The organism is Microbulbifer hainanensis (assembly GCF_014904735.1).
GTDB classification, from domain to species: Bacteria; Pseudomonadota; Gammaproteobacteria; order Pseudomonadales; family Cellvibrionaceae; genus Microbulbifer; species Microbulbifer hainanensis.
In genome coordinates this window covers 1-19936 of record NZ_JACZCR010000008.1, presented here as the reverse complement: position 1 = coordinate 19936, position 19936 = coordinate 1, and the positions used below count along the sequence as shown (strand labels likewise).

Below are 19936 nucleotides of genomic sequence, written 5' to 3'. Positions count from 1 at the left end.
CGGATTCAATTGCCTTCGTGAATGTTATCGGACATCAGAGTCAACGATAAATTATCGATCGTTATCGAATTGACAAATTATAGTTATAGCTTTGCAGAGGATGTCGTGCCTGCGGGCACGCTGGCGGCGGCCGCGTTCAAGAGGCGGACTTAGACTCCAATTCGGATCGATAGCTATCGTAGCGTTGCTTCAGATAGTCGATGACAAAGCGGTGTCGCGGGTGAAGCGGCCAGGACTTCCGGAACACAAAGCTAAATTCACCGGACGGCGAGTTGTTGGGGTTGTGAATGCTTAACTGGTCAAACATGGGGCTGGAGCGCACTAGAAACTCATCGAGTACGGTATAACCAAGGCCGCGGGCAACGTGATCGCAGATCCGGGGCGCGGAGTTTGTGTAGCCCACGGTATTCAAGGCGCTTATGTTGATCTCCTGCCGCGGGAATACTTCGGCAAATACTGTTGTGGCCATCAGTCGCGCATCCGGGTGATCTATAAACCCTAGCGCCTCCAGCTGCGCAAAACTCTCGAGTTCCACGCCCTTCGGCATTACCAGCCACAGCTTTTCAGGCATATAGAGTTCTTGGCTCAGTTCCGGGTCAACCGGGCGGTGGCTGAGAATCCCAAAGTCACAGGCGTTTTGCCGGACCAAGATTTCGACCTCGCGCGTAGGATTGAAAATGATGTGGATATGCAACTGGGGCCATTGTGCCTGCAGGTCGAGCAGCCAGGGATAGATCAGGTTACCCACATTGCCGGGCAGGGAAATGATGCAGTTGCCGCGATGAGGATCCTCATCGCCGATCTGTTCGATCAGCGTGCGCTCGTTTTCCAGCAGGTTACGAGCATAGTCCAGCACCGTCTTGCCCCTAGGCGTCAGCTCAAAGTGCCGCCCCTCGCGAATGACCAGCGCCTGCCCCAGGTAGTCTTCTAGCTTGGCCAGGTGCTGGCTGACGCCCGGCTGGGTCATGTGTAGCTGTTTGGCGGCAGAGGTAAAGCTCTGGGTTTCCGCCAGCACGCTGAAGGTTTTCAGCCAGTCGGTATTGATCATCGAGGGGGACCTGCTCACAACGGGAGGCAATGACCATTACAGAGTGTTATGGAACTGTCAACAAACGATAAAAGGCTCAGCTAGCTGCGCCTATGTGTCGCCGATCACCGATACGGATCCATAAGGCAGGGAATCGGCAGCGCCCGGCGGTACGCCAAAATAATTGCGGAAGTCCCGGCTGAACTGGCTGCTACTGCGGTAACCCACTTCGCCGGCCACTTGCTGGACCGGCATGCGCTGGAGGGTAATCAAGCTCCGGGCTCGGGTGAGCCGTACCTTGCGCAGGTACTGAATCGGCGATTCCCCGGTGGCGATCCGGAAGGCGCGGTTGAGGGTCGATTCACCAAGCCCGAGGTGGCTGGCGATATCGTTAACCGTAATCTTGCGGTCGTAATTCTGCTGCATGTACAGGATGGCACCCGATACCCGACTCAATTTGCTATCGGCGCGAGCCAGCGCGCGCAACACTACGCCCGCTGGGCTCTTGAGAACCGCGTAGTAAAGACGAGTGAGCGTGGCTTCGCCGACCGCCGCGCAGTCCCCTGAATCCGGCAACAGCGCCAGCAGGTTGTGTACCTCCGCAAGGATATCGGTGGTGAGGGGAATCGAGGTCAGTACCCGCTCCTCCGGGCTGGCGCCACACTCTTGCTGGTCGTACTTGGCGGTCACCGCCGCCAGCTGACGCAAGGGCACAATATCCAGATGGATATGGACGCCCAGCACAGGGAGGGGGTTGGAAGCGAAGGTCTCACAGTGGACCGGGTAGGCATCCGTCAGGATAGTGAAGCGCTCGCTGGAGGTGCGGATATGCATATCGTTCAGCCTGCCCTCCTTGTGCCCCTGCAGTACAAACACAATGCCGCGTTCATAGTGCTGCGGGCAGCTGGCCTCGTGGCGTCCAAAACGAAATAGGGTAACGCCCGGTAGCGCCGTGCGCAGGAACCCATGTCCGTTGCCGAAGCCCAGCTGGCGGAAAACTTCCCCGACCTGCTTGTCTACTGCGGGTGTAACGGCCCCGGCCACAATCGCTTTGTGCTGTCCTGCATGGGCAGCCGGGGTTGCCTCAGGTTGTACGCCAGGCGTGTTTTCGTCCATGAAGTTTGGACCCCGCGGGTCGCCGTTGAAGTTCCCGAGTATAGCCAACGAGCATGTTGTGCAGGCTAGAGTCAGGGTGGAAGGTGACTGCATCCGGCATCACAGAGGTTGGATTTGGCAGGGGCACCGGCCTCGCCTTGTCTACACTGAATTTATTCCAACGTTGACCTTCGCGCCACGCTTCCAGCGAGCCAGGAGCCAGCCCGTGAGTAACAGCAAAACATCCCTTGTCTCCGTCAATCCCTTTAATGGCGAAACTCTGAAAAACTTCGATGAGCTGTCCCCCGCGGAGATCACCGCAGCCATCGCCCGCGCGCACGAGGCATTTCCGGCTTGGCGCGACCTCAGCTTCAGCGAGCGTGCTGCAGTCCTCAAGGAGGTAGCGCAGTTGTTTCGCGACCGCGACAAGGACCTTCAGCACTTGATGGCGGTGGAAACCGGCAAGCAGCTGGTCTTCGGCGCCTGGGAGACCAATATCTGCGCCGAAATCTTTGACTACTATGCGGACGAGAGCGAACGCATCCTTGCACCAAAGAAGCTCTCCACTCGCGATGGAGAGGGGACGTTGATTTACCAGCCGCTGGGGGTGGTGTACGGCATCATGCCGTGGAACGGGCCCATGTATCAGCCGGCGCGCTTCACTGCCCCCAACCTGATGGCAGGGAATGTCGTATTGATCAAGCACGCCTCAAACTGCCCACAGGTTGCCGAGGCATTCGAGCAGCTGCTGCACGACGCAGGTGTACCCGAGGGCGTATTTACCAACCTGCTGGTCAGTTCTGGTAACGCCTCTATGATTATCGATGATCCGCGGGTACGCGGTATTTCCTTCACTGGCAGCAATGCCGGGGGGGCTCGGGTCGCAGAGCAGGCGGGTCGCAACGTGAAAAAAACGGTGATGGAACTGGGCGGGGCCGATCCGTTTATCGTGCTGGAAGATGCAGATCTCGAGAAAACCATTGATCACTTCGTGGAGGCGAAACTGGGGAATGCTGGCCAGGTCTGTATCGCGCCCAAGCGCATCATTCTGACGGCGGCGATAGCCCAGCAGTTTATCGACGGCGTGGCGAAAAAATTCAGCGAACGGGAACCGGGCGATCCGCTGGATGAGTCCACCGGCTACGGCCCGCTGTGCTCTGAGGATGCGGCGAAGAAGCTGGAAGATCAAATTCAGCGGTCGATTGATGCCGGTGCCAAGCTGGTATTCGGTGGTAAGCGCGACGGCGCGTTTATCCAGCCGACGATTCTTACTGATATTCCCCCGGGCTGCCCAGCTGCGGAAGAAGAGTTATTTGGTCCAGTTGCGTGCATGTTCGTGGTCCCGGATGAGGCCGCTGCGGTCGCTATGGCCAATGACAGCGAGTTTGGATTGGGTTCTTCGGTGTTCACCCAGGACCACGAGCGTGGGCAACGGGTGGCTGAGCAGCTGGAGGCCGGAACAGCATTTGTAAACAACGTCTCCTGGACCTACGCCAGTATGCCCATGGGAGGCGTCAAGAAGTCGGGCTACGGGCGCGAACTCGGTGAGCTGGGGATCAAGGAGTTTGTGAATGAGAAGCTGATCCGGCATTTCGACCTGTAGTAGCCACCAATCTCCACGGGAATGCCGGCGGCGCGACCCCCCTGAAAGAATTCGGCCATTCTGGGCCGCACTATGAATCTGTGAGAACGACTATGAAAACCACTGGTTACGCAGCACAGTCCGCTGGAGGCACGCTGGCCCCCTGGGAGTTTGAGCGACGGGCACTACGGCCCAATGATGTGGCAATGGAAGTGCTGTATTGCGGTATCTGCTTTACGGATATTCACCAAGTACACGATGACTGGGGCTGGGGTCTTTTTCCCATGGTCCCGGGCCATGAAATTGTAGGCCGCGTGATTGATGTTGGCAGCGAGGTTACCCGTTTCAGCAAAGGAGATACTGTTGCCGTGGGTTGCATGGTCGATTCCTGCCAGGAATGCGACCAGTGCCACCACGGTGAGGAGCAGTTTTGTCGGGAAGGTATGACCCTTACATATAGCGGCCGCGACCGCATTAGCGGAGAAACCACTCAGGGCGGTTATTCCAAGCACCTGGTGGTACGCGAGGAGTTTGTGCTGCACGTGCCCGACGGCCTCGATCTTTCGCGGGTTGCCCCTTTGCTCTGTGCTGGCATCACCACCTATTCTCCACTGCGCTCGTGGAACGTCGGCCCCGGCAGTCGTGTGGGCGTTATCGGTCTAGGCGGGCTTGGACATATGGCGGTCAAGCTTGCCGAGGGATTGGGTGCTGATGTCACTGTACTCAGCCGAACTGCTGACAAAGAACAAGATGCATTAGATCTGGGCGCCGATGGCTTGCTGGTTTCCAGCGATGAGGAGGCGATGAAGGAGGCCGCGTCTAGCTTCGATCTGATTATTGATACTGTACCAGTCAAGCACGATCTTACGCCTTACCTCAGTCTATTGGATATCGGCGGTGCACTGGTTCTCGTCGGGCAGATCGGTCCAATGGAAGAAATTAACAGTGAGGCCGTGGTCATGGGGCGCCGGTGTATCGTCGGTTCCGCTATCGGCGGAATTGCCGAAACGCAGGAACTACTCAATTTTTGTGGAAAAAAAGATATTTTGCCGGAATGTGAAATCATACCGATCAGCCAGGTGAATGAGGCCTTCGAACGGCTCAAGCGCTCTGATGTGCGCTATCGCTTTGTGATTGATATGGCCTCGTTGCCTGCCCCGTGAGGCAGGTAATCAGTTAGCTGCAGCTTTAGGCAAGTTATGCCAGAGCCGCTCTCGATAAGATTTCCCAATGATTGTTCATCACTTGGCCACCTGAATTACCACTTTTCCAAAGTGCGTCCCTGACGACAGGTAATCGAAGGCGTCCACTACTTGCTCGAATTCGAAAACTCGGTCCACGATTGGCTGGATATCAGCCGTTTCTATCAGCGCACATAGTTGACGAAACATTGCTTTACTGCCGACGAGAATGCCACGCATTTGCTTAGCGCCAAAGAACAGCAACATAGGGTCAAATTGGCCGGTGAAACCACTGACCCCGCCAATAATCGCTACTGACCCGCCCATCGCCAGGGATTCTACTGAACGAGTTACCGTCTGCTCACCACCGACCTCGAGGACATGGTCTGCGCCGCGACCACCAGTCAGTCGTTTTACCTCCTGCTGCCATTCAGGGGTGCTGCGATAGTTGATGGTCCCATGGGCTCCCAATTCGCGAGCACGTGCCAACTTCTCGTCACTGGATGAAGTGATCAATACGCGCATACCAGCAGCTTTGGCAAGTTGGAGCGCCATGATGGAGACTCCTCCAGTGCCCAAAAGCAATACCGTGCTCCCCGGGTCAAGTTGACGACCGCCAAAGAGAGCATTCCAGGCCGTCACGCCAGCGCAGGGAAGGGTACATGCATGGATGAAATCAAGATTACCGGGAACGCGAGCCAGGCAGGATGCGTCGAGGACGACTTCTTCCTGAAGCATGCCATCCACGTCGCTTCCGTAATTTGGTAGGACTTTTTCAGGACTACAGGTCCCATCCTGCCAATTTTGGTAAAACGTTGACATGACCCTGTCCCCGGGCTGCCATTCGGATACCCCTTCGCCAACTTCAAGTATTTCTCCAGAAAAATCGGAGGTCGGTACAACGCCGTCTTTAACCGCGCGAGGATATTTCCCTGTCGCGATCATTACGTCACGTTGATTAAGTGACACGGCTCGGACCTTGACGCGTACTTGCTGCGGAGTAAGTTGAGCGGCGGGCTCTCGCTCTACAAACGTTAAGCCTGCTAATCCTTCATTTGACGTAATTTGAATGGATCGCATACGGCCTCCGAGGTTAAAAAATCTAATTAGTTGTCCAGTATAGTGAAGCCAGAACTTCGCGTATTAGGCCTGCTCTTAATCTCGCGATAAATCGGTGTTGGGGCAGAGAATCCGCGCAATACCATTATGTAACATAGTGGTATCCCTAAGCCGTCACTTTTGGCGGCCAAGCTATACGCCCCCCTTGACTAGGACTTGGGACAGAATGAAATATTCAGGCGGAAAAGCGCGCTTGGTTAAAGAGTGGTTGAGAGACTCCATTGTTCCTGATGATGTAATGGCGAAAGTGATTTGATGCTTTGCGTTTCACCCGCGCGTCGTTAGAGGGAGTAGAGGGGCTCTCGGACTGCTGATGGCGGGAGTCGAAAAGCTTGCTGTCGGGCCCGTAGTTACTGAGGTTGTAGTGGTGGTTTTCGTTGGGCCCCACAAATAACCCCACCGCTTAAGCAATGTGCTCGTATAGGTGCGGCTTTAGGTTAGTTAATTCTCATCATTAGCCTGTTCAAATCATTTGTCCTTTTTGGGCTTTGCTTCCTCATCGGCGCCCTTGCGGTCATAGGCGCCGAACAACTCTGGATCGAGGCCTTTGCGGTCAAAGATTCCCTTGAGGGCGATATTTCCTATCTGGGGGCCCTCCTCGGTCATGGTCACCCACATGATGTGATCCACGTTGCCGGGCCCTTCTTGGTGGAAAGAGGCACCGGCAGGGCCCATTGTGATGTGCTCGGAACCATCGAGTAAATCGTAGTCGTAGTAATGCAGGTGGCCGGCGAGAAAGGTGTGCTTGCGCGCCTTGAGCATTTTCTGGATCGCCTTGAAGCTATCGGACGCATTTTCCCAGGCCGGCTCATGGAGGAACAGGAAGGTCCACCGAACGTCCGGATTGTCAGCGAGTGTCTTCTTGATCCATGCCATTTGCTTTTCCCCAAACTCGACGGGCTTGCCGAGTGCGGCGACCACCGCCTCGTCGGTCATAAACTCAGCCAGCATCTCCTTAGCCTTGGCCGGGTCTTCGGTCTGCAGCCTGTTGTATAGCTCCAACTTTTCCCTCATCCCTTCGGGCGCCGCACGGGGCGGATCTTCGCTATCAAGAACCATGAACAGGACGTCCTTGTAGACGAAGTGGTAGTAAGTGGCGCCGTACCTATCCTTCCAGACCTGCTGCGCGGTCTTGTTCGCGATGTCGTGGTTACCTGGAGTGCGGACGAACGGCATCTTGAGCTTGCTCAACATCTCGTCAACTTCATGCCACTCGGCATTCAGTTCCGTCTTGTCGTCACTGTATCCCTCGATCAGGTCACCGACATTGATGACAAACTCGGGCTGCAGCAGATTGAGTTGATTGATGGCGAGTTTGAAGGTGCCTTCCTGGTTGGCTCCCCCGGTCCGGTCGCCGATGACGACGAACTGGAACTCGGCGGGATCATTCTGGATCGGCTGAGAGGTCCAGGGCTTGGCCCCGGGAAGTCGTTCCTTATCGTAGGAGAACCCATCCGTTGTTTCGGCCCAGAGGCTCGGAGATGGCATCGCGAGGGCGATTGCGACACTTACTGATGTAAGCTTCATGACTTATGGGTCCCGCAGTGTTCTTGGTGGCGCTGGTAAAGAAGCTGGGCATTTGGATCGCTGTGAGTGTGTCCATATGAGTGATAGCAGGTTTCCGCGGGGCCGCGATATTAGGGGGGCTAGAGGCGCCGGACTGGCGCTGTTGTCGTTTTGACGGCGGCTAAAATGTGGCCCTGTCCATTTGGTTTGGCGCGTTGCGTGTTGATCGAACCCGCGTCCGCAGGCCTTATGGGGCGGGCACTTTGGGCGTTATGCCCTGCTTGGTGTTACATAAAAGGCGCCTTTCCCCATCCAGAGGAGGGCGCCAGTGTCCGCTGCAGGTTGTGCAAAATCCATACTGCCTTCTTTACGTCCACGGCAACCGGAGCAGACAACTCTCCACCACCCAACACTTCAGGATGCTGTTTAAGCGCCGACGAGGTCATCTTCTCGTAGTGGAAACCAGCCGTTTCCCCTGGAAGCCTCGATGACACCCCACAACTTGTCAGGGATCACGATTTCAGAAATCTTTTCAGGCGCTAACTCCGTATCAATCTCACTGGCCCGCTGACTTTGAGCCAGCTCCACCCAATCGGGGTTCATCACTAGCCCCTTCCCTACGGCGACCAGTGACAGGCCAAGGTTCAGTGCTTCTTCAGCCTCTGAAGGCCTTCGGACATTACCTGCTGCGATAACCGGTACGCGGTTGGCCACATGTTCAGTGATCAACTCGGCAGTCAGCTGACCTGCAGTGGCATCGATCGGTGTCGCGTGCAGAATGTCCGCTAACGAAACATGTATGTAATCCACTCCGCTCTCGATCAGGCGATCAATGAGTGCGTAGGAGTCATCAATCCTCAGTGCGCCTTCCCCAGACTCTTCGGGCGAAATTCGATACCCGAGCAGGAATGGCTGCCTGGCGTGCGTGTCGATGACCTTTCGTACTTCCTTCACCAAGGCTGAAGGGAAGCGCATACGGTTTTCCAGCGAGCCGCCCCACTCATCGGTACGCTGATTGAACATAGGCGAGAAAAAGTTTTGGATCAGGAATCCATGTGCGCCATGCAGCTCAACACCATCAAATCCGGCTTCGATGGCACGTCGAGTGGCTTCACCAAATGCCCGAATTACTTCCAGGATTTCCTCATGAGTGAGTGCGTGGCTCGTAACTTCCCCGCTGTTGAATGGACCTGGTTGCGCCTTCAATGCACTGGCACTCACGATTTTACCGCCGGGTACCAGGTCAGGGACCGCCTTATTACCCGCATGAAATATCTGCAGGATGGCTGGAGCACCGCCGCTCTTTGCGGCCTGGGCGAGACTCCGCAAACTCGGGATGAATCGGTCATCATATGCCGCAAACTCATCCGTGAAGCCAATACCGTTTTCCATTACGTGGGTACATCCCGTTAGCACCAGGCCGACGCCATTGGCGCGGTGGCGATAGTAGTCAAGTTCCTGGTCGGAAACGCTTCCATCCGGGTTGGCTGACCAAGTCGTCATTGGCGCCATCACAATGCGATTGCGAAGGTTAGTGCCGTTTTTAAAGGTAAAAGACTCAAATACTGTGTCGGAATGTTTGACTGTCATCTTGAATAACTCTGATGGTATCGTTTGCCGAAATAAGCGACTCACAAGTGTCTGAAGCGGTTATCGAATTGGGCGCGGTGAATCCACGCCCACACGCTGCTGTTACAGGTTTTCCTTATAAAAAGGGATTAACTTGGCCAGAGCCTGAGACACTGGTTCCGGCTTGTCGTACAGGTCGTAGTGTGAATAACCCTCCACGACCACCAGTTCCTTGACCTTCGACGCAGCGCGCGCGTAAATCTCCAGGCCATCGCGATAGGCACCAAAGCCACCAGGTATGTCGCCGACCACCACCATCATCGGCGTTGTCAGCAGGGTCTCGGCCAGATGGAAGGCATCCCAGGCAGCGGAGGCGGCGCGACGGGAGAACAATGCGCGCGTGCCGGCATTGTCGTTGACACAGCGATTACGGTAGTAGTCGGTGGCACCAAGCACGTCGACGTCGGTAATGCCCGCTTCGGCTGCCGCTTCCAGGGAAGGGGGTACGAACAGGTCGACCTTGAGTGCTTCTCCCCTGGCCTCGGCGGTGCGTTGCGCAGCCACCGCTTCCATTTGGCCAATGGGGTCGAAACCACTGAAGCCTTCACGGCACAGGCGGCCGTAATTGACACCAGTAATGCTGACAAGGGCCTTGATGCGGCGCTCGATCATGGTCGCATTGATGGCGTAGCCGCCGGCGCCGCAGATCCCCAGCACCCCGATGCGGTCGGCATCCACGTACGGCAGAGTCACCAAGTAGTCGGTTACGCGGCTGAAGTCTTCTACGGCCAACGCCGGGTCTTCGGTATAGCGGGGCTCACCGCCGCTCTGCCCTTGTGTGCTGCGGTCGAAAGCAATGACGACAAAACCTTCCTTCGCGAGGGCTTCGCCATAAACGTTGCCCGCTGTCTGGTCCTTGCAGCTCCCGATGGGGTGAGCGCTGATAATGGCCGGGTATTGCTTCTGGTCATCAAAGCCGGGGGGAAAGTAGATGTTGGCTGCGATGTCCCAGTACTGGGTCTTGATCATGACCGTTTGCATAGTCTTCTCCAATTACGGTTTGGGGTGGTCGCTGACGCAGTGCCCAACTGACGTGGGCCCCAACCGGCGACTCGCAGTTGGTGAACGAATAATAGGCATCTGATTGGCGTTGAAAAAGGTGCTAATCTTGAACATAGTGGTAAGTCAAACTTAACAAATGGATTGCTGATGGACCCGTCGCTCCTTCCCTCCCTGGCATGGTTCGCCCAAATCGCTCATTACCGCAGCTTTACCAAGGCTGCGGCTGAAATACAGCGTTGGCATTTTTGACTGTCATCTGGGGTACTTCCTATGGTGCAGGCTTGCCGAAATGAGCGAACTCACCGGCTTCCTAAGTGGGCAAGATTGCCATTGTGTTGACCTGGCGTATTAACAATTGGGGGGGGGCGGTTGATGCTTTATGTAAATGTGGGCTTGTCAGCGTCGGAGTGCGGCATATTTACGCTGACGTTTTCCTTACTATGCAGTCCTAGGGGCGCTCTATAACGGGCATCCAGTGCGTATCAATTGCCTCCAACATCTCATCTGGTGTCTTCTGCTGTGTCATCCTTCCGCGCCGTATTGGAAGATGCAGGAAAGACCTGGCCCCCCGGCTCATCACTTTGCTCCTGAAGGATTCAATCCATTCCTGGCTGTAGTTACTGTTGTACGTATTGAATAGCACCACATCTTTTCCATCAAAACGGTTACTTTCTATGAACGTCCAGATAGGTGGGGCGGGTGAATAGAGCCAAATCGGTGACCCTAGATAGACAATGTCATAGGACGATAAGTCAATAGCGCTAGGAACGATATCGGGCAGTGCTTGAGGGCGTTTTTTTAGAGCGTTAGCATCTTTGAGCGCGTTGGTAAGACCAGCCACTCCCAACTCGTATTCAGCTGCCTGCAGCTCCACCAGTCGCGCGTCGAACTGTTTCGCTAAATGACGTGCAGCCAAAGCGGTGTTGCCCGAGCGTGAAAAATATATGACCGCAGCCCGCTTGGAGTCCGATACGACCGGAATTTCTGCGCTATCGGTCTTCAGGTGTCGGGCCTGATAGTTCTCTATCCAGGTAACACCGAACAACACACCAAGCACAGCAATGGCTACCAGCGCCAGAGCTAGAGCAAACCAATGCGGGAATGACATCATCTTCAGTACCATCTTAAACAGTCGAAAAGTCTCGAGGATTTGTTAAAAATCGGTCGACTTGGTCAAGTCCTCAAAGCTACGCGTTTCCTCCAGGCGGGCGAGCAATGAGGGCATGACAAAATCCACAGCATCGTTGCCAATCAGCAGCTGTCTGGGGGGGCGCTCCATGTCAGCCAACTGCATCACGACCTGCGCTAGCTTGGCGGGGTCCCCCTGTTGTTGGCCGTCAGCGGACGCCAGTAAGGAACGGGCATTACCGAAGGGCGCATAGTCGGCAATTTCCCTTTGGCCATACTGGGCTGAGCTGTCGCTCAAGAATTCAGTACGAAAGAACCCCGGTTCAATCGCTGTGACTTTGATGCCCAATGGCGCGACCTCGTCGGCCAGAGCCAGCGTCATACCTTCCACGGCAAACTTCGATGCGGAGTAGAAAGTGGCATTGGCCACTGCTTTAACCCCCGCGATGGAGGAGGTGTTGATGATGTGCCCGCTACCTTGGTCACGCATTACTGGTAGCACTGCACGTAACACGTTGGCCATGCCAAAGACGTTGGTTGAGAATTGCTCCTCAATCTGGGCGGCACTGGCTTCTTCGAAGCGCCCAAGGAGGCAATAACCCGCGTTGTTGACAAGAACGTCGATACGACCAAAGCGCTCCAAGACGGCATTTACCGCATCCTTTGCCTGTTGTTCTTCCCGAACATCCAGCGGCAACAGTGCAATGCTGCTTGGCGGCACCTCACTGAATTCCTCACGAAGTTTTTCCAGGTTGCGCCCGGTAGCGGCAACCTTGTCACCACGCAACAACGCAGCTTTTACGATTTCAACACCCATGCCACGCGTGGCACCGGTGACAAACCAAATACGACTCATTGTGTATTTCCTCTCTTTCGATTCGGACCGTTTTTGCAGCCGCCCGTTGGGCACCAGAGAAACTCCAGGCTTACATGAAGTACGGCTTGTCACCCTCAGTGCCGGGTTTATTTACCCCCAGGTTCTCGCCTAGATGCAGATCAGGTGACACGATGATCTTGGCAACCAGGTCCGCCACGCTCTTACGCGATACCACGGTTCCTTTAAAGGCATCTTCCTTGGCAGTGATTTCATAGTCCACTTCGTGTTCGTCAGTCAGCCATGCAGGCCGCAAGATGGTGTATTCCAGGCCCGAACTCTCGATGGCATCTGCCGCTCTACGGTAGGGTTCGAGGTCTTTTCCAATAATCTCGTTGTTCCACTGACCGAATCGACCCGGTAATTCATCGTAAATACCAAGCGAAAGTATGAACACCAAGCGCTTTACGCCTACCTTCCGCATCGCTTCGATCACGCGTTTTGCTTGTATGTCCAAGTCCTTTCCAATGAGGTTGGCATATACAATTTCTTGGCCTGCCATTGCTACCCGCAGCAGCTTACGATCCATTACATTACCAATGACGATCTGTCCATTAGCAGGTTCCCACCCGGTAAGTTTGTTAGGGTTACGCTGCAGAAGAGTCAAAGATATATCTTGTTGATCAGTTAGCTTCGCAATAACCCATCGGGCGATCTGTCCGTTTGCGCCCAATACGAGAACATTTCTCATAGATTGTTTTTCCACATTCCGGAGAACCCGAAGAGGGTTCCAGCCAGGGTGACTGGAACCTCTAGTTCTTTCTCTCAACTAATTCCGCGACAGTTAGAGGTGCCGTTCGAAGAATGGCAGGATCTCGGCCATCGCCAGTGCTACAGGCTCGGACTTGTCGTAGAGGTCGTAATGGGAGTAGCCCTCAGCCACGAAGATCTGCTTGTCTTTCGAGGCGGCGCGCCCGAAGATTTCCCAGCTATCCCGGTAAGCACCGAAAGCACCGGGCTTATCGCCGGTGACTACAAGCAACGGCTGGGTTAACAGGCTTTCTGCATTAAGAAACGCATCCCAGCCCATGGCAGCGCTGTTAAATGAAAACAGGCCACTGGTCGCACCGTTCGGCTGTTGGCCGCGCGTGGACTTGTAGTAGTCCGTTGCTTCCAGTACATCCCTGTCGGTGATGCCATTGGCCCTGCCTTCTTCTACCGAAGCTGGCAGGTAGTCAATCACGTGGCGCTCTGCACCCTGCGCTTCGGCGGTACGCTGCTTACCCATGGCCTGTAGGGCAGACACGGGATCGAATTCACTAAACCCTTCGCGAATCAGACGCCCAAAGTTCACGCCGGTAATGGAGGCCAGTGCCTTGATGCGGTGATCGGTAATCGCCGCGTGAATGGTGTATCCGCCGCCACCGCAAACGCCGATGGCCCCGATACGGTCCTGATCCACATAGGGCAGTGTTACCAGGTAATCGATAGCAAAGCGGATGTCGGATGTGCGAATCGACGGGTCTTCGATAAATCTCGGGGAACCACCACTTTCGCCTTGAAAGCTGGCATCAAACGCCAGGGCAACAAATCCAGCCTCCGCCAATGCCTTCGCATAGATATTGCCGGAGGTTTGTTCCTTGCAGCTTCCGATTGGATGCGTGCTGACGATGGCCGGATATTGTTTAGTCTCATCAAAATCTGGCGGCAGGTAGAGGTCAGCAGCAGACTGCCATCCCAGGTTCTGATAGTTCACGTGCTGGATACTGACGTTACTCATTTACATCACCTCGAATTTGGAATCGGGGCACCTACAAAATGTGCCCCTGTATTCCCAGGTTTAAATTCAGTTACTTCAGCGTGCGCGCGAAGAACGGGATCAGTACCGATACCGCTTCGTCCACATACTCGGGCACGTCGTACAGTGACATGTGGTTCGCACCTTTCACGACATGCATGGTCTTGTCGCTGCTGGCTGCGCGGGCGATCAGGTCATCACTCATCCATTTGCTTCCCGCCTGGTCACCGGCAATAGTGAGTACCGGTTGTGTCAGGAAAGCTTCGGCCAGGTTGTAGGCGTCATAGGTGATGATCTGGTTAAGGCTGCGAGCGGTCATGAAACCGGGCGCATTCGGGTGCTGGCAACGATCGGTGTGGTAGTACTCCCAGGCCTGGCGCAGTTCCTCATTAGGAGCATCCTCCTCCTTCATTGGGGCCAGGGGCAGGGTGCCCAGTTCATCGCTGTTGGCGTCGCCGGTGCGCGCTTCGGAGCCCGCCACAACATACGGCAGTGCATCGGCATCCTGGACGTTGTTTTCCCAGCCGTTGCGGAACATCTGGCCGATGTTCACGGCACTGACGGTGGCCAGCGATTTGATACGGCGGTCGGTGATCGCGGCATTGGCGGAATAGCCGCCGCCAGCACAGACGCCCATGGCGCCGATGCGGTTGTTGTCGACGTATGGCAACGTGGTCAGGTAGTCGATCACCGCGCTGACGTCCTCGGTGCGGATGTAGGGGTTCTCCAGTTGACGCGGCATGCCGGTGCTCGCTCCCTGGTAAGAAGCGTCGTAAGCAACCGTGACCAGGCCACTTTCTGCCAGTCGCTCTGCATAGAGTCCGGCTGTCTGCTCCTTAACACCACCGCCAGGGTGCGATACCACGACTGCGGCGTACTGCTGGCTTTCATCAAAGTCGGCAGGGAAGTACACGTTGGCGGCGATAGTGACGCCTTGGCCGTTGAGGTTCTTGATGCTGATGCTTTTCATGATGGTGCCCTTCATGTTGGTAGCTTCGGTCTCAGTGTTTTTCTGAGCCGTTGTGCTCAGACAGGGGGAATACTAATGGCGGGCCTTATTTGGAAAAACGTGCTAAAACTTAAATCAGTGTTAAGTAAAGGTTAACAATATGGCCATCGATCCCTCGCTGTATCCATCTCTAGTGTGGTTTGTTCGTATAGCGCGTCACAGCAGCATTACTAAGGCGGCAGAGGAGGGTGAAGTATCACGCGCAGCCCTGTCGCAGCACCTGAAATCGCTGGAACAGCAGCTGAATGTGCGGCTGCTAAATCGCAGTACGCGCAGCATGTCGCTAACCGAAGAAGGGCAGCGACTGTTTGACGTTCTCACCCCGGCCATTGAGTCGGTCGACCGGGCAGTCGCCGAGGTGGGGGAGTCGCAGGCAGAGCCATCCGGGGTAATACGCATCAATACGTCGAGGGTGGCAGCCAGATTATTGCTGGAGCCAAAGATGGAAACCTTCCTGGCGCGCTACCCCAAATTAAAGTTGGAATTGATCCTGGATGATGGCCTTTCCAATATCATTTCCAGTGGTATGGACGCAGGTATTCGCCTGGGGGAAAGTCTCGCTGAGCATATGGTGGCTGTGCCGGTAACACCGCCGATGTCGATGGCAATCGTTGGCTCCCCGGAGTATTTCGCGAAGCACGGCACCCCGGAAACACCCGATGACTTACTGCAACACAATTGCCTCGCCTTTCGTTTCACCTCCAGTGGTGTCATCGACCGCTGGTCTTTCACCTCGCCGGATGCTGACAAGCGCACCCTGGTGTTCGAGCCGAAGGGCAACGGGGTGTTCAATGATGACGAAAGTATGCTGCGCGCAGCGCTTAATGGTCTGGGGGTCATACAGCACCTGGATCTGTGCGTGCAGCAGTATCTTGCCGACGGCTCGCTGGTGAGGGTGTTGCAAAACTGGTGCAGGCCGTTTCCGGGGTTCTTTTTGTATGTGCCTTCGAGAGCGCAGATGCCGGCAAAAATTAGGGCTTTGATTGATTTTTTGGTCGTGCAACGCGATGAACTTGCGAGTGAGCAGTAGCCGAATTAAATAGGAAAGGCACACGCTGGATGCGCCCACGCTTTGCGTTCGCCTTTTTCTGGCATGCCTTGGTGGCTACTTGCGCCCCGGCGTGCGGTGAAACGCGCTTTAACCTGATCGACGCTGGCGTAATCGCCTGAGCGGATTTGCTCGCGGATACCAGTCACCTTACCGCGCAAAATGGAGTCATACTCACACGCCTCTCGCTGGCGCTGCACAAACTCGCGTATGATCTGAGAGGCCTGCCGATGGCTGGCCTCTGCAGCGGTCATGGAATCGGCGTGAAGCTCCGGTTCGAGCTTCATGTGAAAATGGCTTCATTAGGCAAAGCGATATCTCCAGCTTTAATGATCTTTGACTTTCCACTTTTCTGTTAACCTGGGATGAATTCGGTAATCAACCACATTCACAGCCGCTTCAATGGCTTCGTTTTCTTCGTTCGTCCCTTGCGTGACTTTTCGTTTTTCTTTCAATTTCTCTTTTAACATTTTGGGTAATGAAATAAACGCCGCGCCAAAACCCATTTTTCCAACATCGTAGATGCCACTTTCGATATAGGTTAGAAGGCTTTCATCACCTATAACTTGCACTACGTAGGCCATGAAATCATTGTAAACGCTGCCTTCTCGTGCCTCTTTAAGTGCCCAGACTATGCCACTCTTTCCTTCTTGATATAACGGCAGTTCCAGTTCTTTTGTAGCCAATTCAAGTTCAAGAAGAGCGATAATGGTTGCATCTAGCACGTTCGAGGATATGACGCCAAGCGCCTTTAATTCTGAATAACAACCTGTCGTGAGTAACGATGCAGGATTATCCGTGTATGGTAAGTCTGTTTTGAAGGTGATGCTCCCCAACTCCTGTGCATTTTCCAGTTTAGAAACTTGGGAGGCTTGGTATAAATTTACTGAACCAAAAATCAAAGGTGTCGGTACCAATGCAGTAGTGTGATTAGCTAGCTCAGCAGGAAAACTGATTGAGCGCTCATCCGATCGTGCAAAAATAAACTGCTTTAAAAACTTTTCAATGCGCAGGTTCAGCTTGAATGGCGGTATGGTCGTGCCGTCTTGTTTCTCGAAATAAGCTTTGGCTTTGGTTTTATTCACCGATTCTTTTAGTGCATCAAAGCGACCAAAGTTGTTCAAATTTTTCTCGTTAACATTGTCATTTAGCAAAGCTATGAGCCGATTTTTATCTAAACTTAAAGCGTTCACCACGGCATTGAGTTGCGCGTTTTCAGCATTATCTTTGTAACTATTGATATAGTCTCTAAAACTGTAGCCCTCAATCAGCTGCACGTCACCACGCTGCAAATCGTGCAAAAATAGCTTGGCGTATTTTTGTTCGGACTGAGTCAGCGATGAAAATGATTTGTGTAGTTCGTTGAGTGTTTGTTCAATAATTTCCGCGTCTTGGTTCTGGTTTAGCTCTTTGAGATATTTTTCAAAGCGGCTGTTCATGTAATCAGCGTCGATTTTTCCCGTATCAATTTCGGTGAGGTAACCGCTAATATCAAAGGGCACATCGCCGCCACCTGTGCCGCCGCCACTGCCTTTACTCACCAACTCTTTATAGCGCAGCACTAAACCCAAATAGGTTTGTTCATCCGTGGCCAGCGATACCTCATGCTTATCGCCATTATCACCAAATGGATAAACCAGTTTATCCCAATGAAAACCCTGCACCTTGGCGGCTTCCAAATGCTGGTTAAAGGCATTAAAGAGATCAGCAAATTTGGCGCAGGATGCTATATCCTCGGGAAGCTTCTCAAAGTTTTGCACGCCTGCATTCACAAATAACTCGGTGATGTCTGCTACCAGCGTATTTATGGCCTCCAGATTGCTTGCTAAGCGGTCGACAAATAAGCCGATTGGGCGATCACCGGAATAGAGTTTTACCGCATCCTTTATGTGTTGCTCCATGGTATGCGGATAACGATAGTAACGAATGGTGCCGTGGGGCTTGTCTGGGCCAAACAAACGGTTGGTGCGCGAGAAGGCTTGAATAATATTCTGGTATTTAATCACCTTGTCCAAATACAAGGTGTTGAGCCATTTTGAGTCAAACCCCGTAAGCATTTGGTCGACCACAATCAACAAATCCAGTTGTCTTTCGGGTTCGGTATGAATGCGCTCGTAGGGTTTTTTATGGGCAAGGCGTGCGGCTAAATCTTTTTTAAAGGCAGCGTGGCGGGCAAAATCAAAATCCTGGCCGTAGCGCGCATTGTAGTCGGCCATAATTTCTTCCAGGCCATCACCTTTAAAGGTCGGGCCGCGGCTACCACTACCATCGTTATCAATGTTCGGGTCAAACAGGGCGGATATTTTCAGCTCGGGTTTCGCCGCTTTTAGGCGGCGGTAATAATCAATGGCCTCGGCAATACTGTTGGTGGCCAAAATGGCATGAAACTTATTGGCTTGGCTGAGCACATCCCAGTTTTGCAGAATATCTTCCACCACCTTGGCTTGATGGGCATCGGTCAGGTATTGCTCTTTGGGTACATAGTCTTCAATGCTCTTGATGTACTGACCTGTGGGGCCTTTATGGCCTGCCATAGCCATATCATTCATAACGAAATTGAATTTCTTCTTTTTGGCAGGCGTTGATAGTGCATCGGCAACCGAATCGGCTTTGGCTTGCTCAAGGGCTACGGCTTGGCGCAGGTCTTTGTCTTTAAACGTACAGACTTTGTACGGGTCAAAGCCCAGTACGTTGCCATCGCGTATGCCATCGGCAATGCTGTAGCGGTGCAACTCGTTACCAAATACGGTGCTGGTGGTGTTGCCGCTTTTTTCGTTTTCTTCTTGAATGGGCGTGCCGGTAAAACCAAAAAACAGGGCGCGGGGAAAGGTGTGCTTAATGGTGATGAGCATATCGCCAAAAGTGGAGCGGTGGGCTTCATCCACAATAAACACCAAACGTTTGGCGCGAATTTTTTCTATATCAGCAGAGTTGGTGGCGGTGCCTGCATCGTCAACCTCTTCAAAAATATTACTCATTTTTTGAATGGAGCTAACAATCAGGGTGTCGGCTGGGTTATTACTTTTAAGTTTGGTGATGAGTACGTAGGTGTTTTCGGTGGCCTGTACGTCTTCGCTGTCGCTGGCAAAGTTGCGGTATTCGGCAAGGGACTGAGTGCCCAGCTCAATGCGATCCATTAAAAAAATCACTTTATCGGCATCTTTCGATTGGGCAATGAGCTGTGCCGATTTAAAGCTGGTCATGGTTTTGCCGGAGCCTGTGGTATGCCACACATACCCCCCTAAACGGTCTGCATTGTTACCACTGCCGAGTTGCTGCCAGTTGGTTTTGGCGACCTTGTCGGAAATGGCATTGGCGGCGTAATACTGGTAACTGCGCATCACCTTCAGCACGCCGTCGGTATCGTCGGCGACGGTGTAAAAACCAATCAGTTGGTGCGCCATGGGGATGGATAAGAGCGTGGAAGCAATGGCTTTCCAGCGATTCACTGGCTCGTTGTTAAAATCCGCCCAGTTAAATTGGTAGTCGGGGTTGAATTTTCCATCTAAGCCGGGGTTAGCAAAGTATTTGGTCTCCTCCGGCTCCATGGCTACAAATATTTGAACGAGCGAAAACAGGCCGCTAAAAATGCCTTCTTTGCTGTACTTTTCGATTTGGTTAACGGCTTGGCTTACCGGAATGCCGCTGCGCTTTAGCTCCACATGTATCACCGGCATGCCGTTAATCAGCAACAACACATCGCCGCGTCTGTCGTTGCGCAAAGGACTGCCGCGTTCAAACTTAGGTTGCTGCACAATCTGGTATCGGCTTTGGCCAGCGGCGATTTCTTGCCTATCGTAAATTTTTAGGCTGATCTCTTTACCCAAGTGCACACTATCGGCCGGGTTGTCGCGCTTAATGGCCACGGTTTTGCCATTAATAAAACCGTTTAACTTAAGCGGAGTTTTGAGTTCTTTGATTTGATCAAGAATCTGCTGCATTTCGCTGCTGGTGAGCGGCACACCATTTAGGCGATCTTGCTGTTTGTTATTTTCAAA

General features: G+C 53.8%; 16 protein-coding genes. 3 read left to right on the top strand and 13 right to left on the bottom strand.

What is annotated here, in order from left to right; all coding sequences use genetic code 11:
- Nucleotides 1–136: 136 nt before the first annotated feature.
- Complete coding sequence (locus tag IG168_RS02770) at nucleotides 137–1048, bottom strand: LysR family transcriptional regulator (RefSeq protein WP_193161626.1); 912 nt, start codon at nucleotides 1046–1048, stop codon at nucleotides 137–139.
- 90 nt (nucleotides 1049–1138) lie between these two features.
- Nucleotides 1139–2143: a helix-turn-helix transcriptional regulator gene (locus tag IG168_RS02765; RefSeq protein WP_193161625.1), complete on the bottom strand. Its 1005-nt coding sequence runs from the start codon at nucleotides 2141–2143 to the stop codon at nucleotides 1139–1141.
- Between the two features lie 205 nt (nucleotides 2144–2348).
- Between IG168_RS02765 and IG168_RS02760 the strand changes: the two genes are divergently transcribed.
- Together IG168_RS02760 and IG168_RS02755 are read left to right on the top strand one after the other, a co-directional pair.
- A complete protein-coding gene (locus tag IG168_RS02760; protein WP_319024644.1) occupies nucleotides 2349–3725 on the top strand; it encodes an NAD-dependent succinate-semialdehyde dehydrogenase in 1377 nt (458 codons plus the stop codon).
- 92 nt (nucleotides 3726–3817) lie between these two features.
- Nucleotides 3818–4867, top strand: a complete 1050-nt coding sequence (locus IG168_RS02755; RefSeq protein WP_193161623.1) for an NAD(P)-dependent alcohol dehydrogenase — start codon at nucleotides 3818–3820, stop codon at nucleotides 4865–4867.
- Nucleotides 4868–4945: 78 nt separating this feature from the next.
- Here the strand turns inward: IG168_RS02755 and IG168_RS02750 are convergent, their stop codons facing one another.
- From IG168_RS02750 to IG168_RS02710, 9 genes are all read right to left on the bottom strand, one after another.
- Nucleotides 4946–5965, bottom strand: coding sequence for a zinc-dependent alcohol dehydrogenase family protein (locus tag IG168_RS02750; RefSeq protein WP_193161622.1), 1020 nt, complete (start codon nucleotides 5963–5965; stop codon nucleotides 4946–4948).
- A gap of 507 nt (nucleotides 5966–6472) precedes the next feature.
- Entirely contained in the window at nucleotides 6473–7531 is a 1059-nt protein-coding gene (locus IG168_RS02745) for a metallophosphoesterase family protein (RefSeq protein WP_193161621.1), read from the bottom strand.
- A gap of 405 nt (nucleotides 7532–7936) precedes the next feature.
- Nucleotides 7937–9100 carry an NADH-dependent flavin oxidoreductase gene (locus tag IG168_RS02740; RefSeq protein WP_193161620.1) on the bottom strand — a complete coding sequence of 388 codons (1164 nt, stop codon included), beginning with the start codon at nucleotides 9098–9100 and terminating at the stop codon, nucleotides 7937–7939.
- Nucleotides 9101–9202: 102 nt separating this feature from the next.
- The gene (locus IG168_RS02735; protein WP_193161619.1) at nucleotides 9203–10120 is read right to left on the bottom strand and encodes an alpha/beta hydrolase; all 918 of its coding nucleotides are present in this window, start codon (nucleotides 10118–10120) and stop codon (nucleotides 9203–9205) included.
- A gap of 469 nt (nucleotides 10121–10589) precedes the next feature.
- Nucleotides 10590–11264 carry a flavodoxin family protein gene (locus IG168_RS02730; RefSeq protein ID WP_226876474.1) on the bottom strand — a complete coding sequence of 225 codons (675 nt, stop codon included), beginning with the start codon at nucleotides 11262–11264 and terminating at the stop codon, nucleotides 10590–10592.
- Nucleotides 11265–11294: 30 nt separating this feature from the next.
- The gene (locus IG168_RS02725) at nucleotides 11295–12125 is read right to left on the bottom strand and encodes an SDR family NAD(P)-dependent oxidoreductase (RefSeq protein WP_193161618.1); all 831 of its coding nucleotides are present in this window, start codon (nucleotides 12123–12125) and stop codon (nucleotides 11295–11297) included.
- Between the two features lie 70 nt (nucleotides 12126–12195).
- Nucleotides 12196–12834 (bottom strand): SDR family oxidoreductase, encoded by a 639-nt coding sequence (locus tag IG168_RS02720; RefSeq protein WP_193161617.1) that lies wholly within the window; start codon nucleotides 12832–12834, stop codon nucleotides 12196–12198.
- Nucleotides 12835–12927: 93 nt separating this feature from the next.
- The gene (locus IG168_RS02715; RefSeq protein WP_193161616.1) at nucleotides 12928–13863 is read right to left on the bottom strand and encodes an alpha/beta hydrolase; all 936 of its coding nucleotides are present in this window, start codon (nucleotides 13861–13863) and stop codon (nucleotides 12928–12930) included.
- 70 nt (nucleotides 13864–13933) lie between these two features.
- Nucleotides 13934–14911: an alpha/beta hydrolase gene (locus tag IG168_RS02710; protein WP_226876481.1), complete on the bottom strand. Its 978-nt coding sequence runs from the start codon at nucleotides 14909–14911 to the stop codon at nucleotides 13934–13936.
- A 79-nt stretch (nucleotides 14912–14990) separates the two neighbouring features.
- On the opposite strand from IG168_RS02710, the gene IG168_RS02705 reads away from it, so the two are divergent.
- Nucleotides 14991–15920 carry a LysR family transcriptional regulator gene (locus tag IG168_RS02705; protein WP_193161614.1) on the top strand — a complete coding sequence of 310 codons (930 nt, stop codon included), beginning with the start codon at nucleotides 14991–14993 and terminating at the stop codon, nucleotides 15918–15920.
- 5 nt (nucleotides 15921–15925) lie between these two features.
- Here IG168_RS02705 and IG168_RS02700 read toward each other — a convergent pair whose 3' ends face one another.
- Together IG168_RS02700 and IG168_RS02695 are read right to left on the bottom strand one after the other, a co-directional pair.
- Complete coding sequence (locus IG168_RS02700; RefSeq protein WP_193161613.1) at nucleotides 15926–16225, bottom strand: antitoxin of toxin-antitoxin stability system; 300 nt, start codon at nucleotides 16223–16225, stop codon at nucleotides 15926–15928.
- A 39-nt stretch (nucleotides 16226–16264) separates the two neighbouring features.
- Nucleotides 16265–19936 (bottom strand): type I restriction endonuclease subunit R (locus tag IG168_RS02695; protein ID WP_193161612.1); only part of this gene is annotated, 3672 nt, incomplete at its 5' end.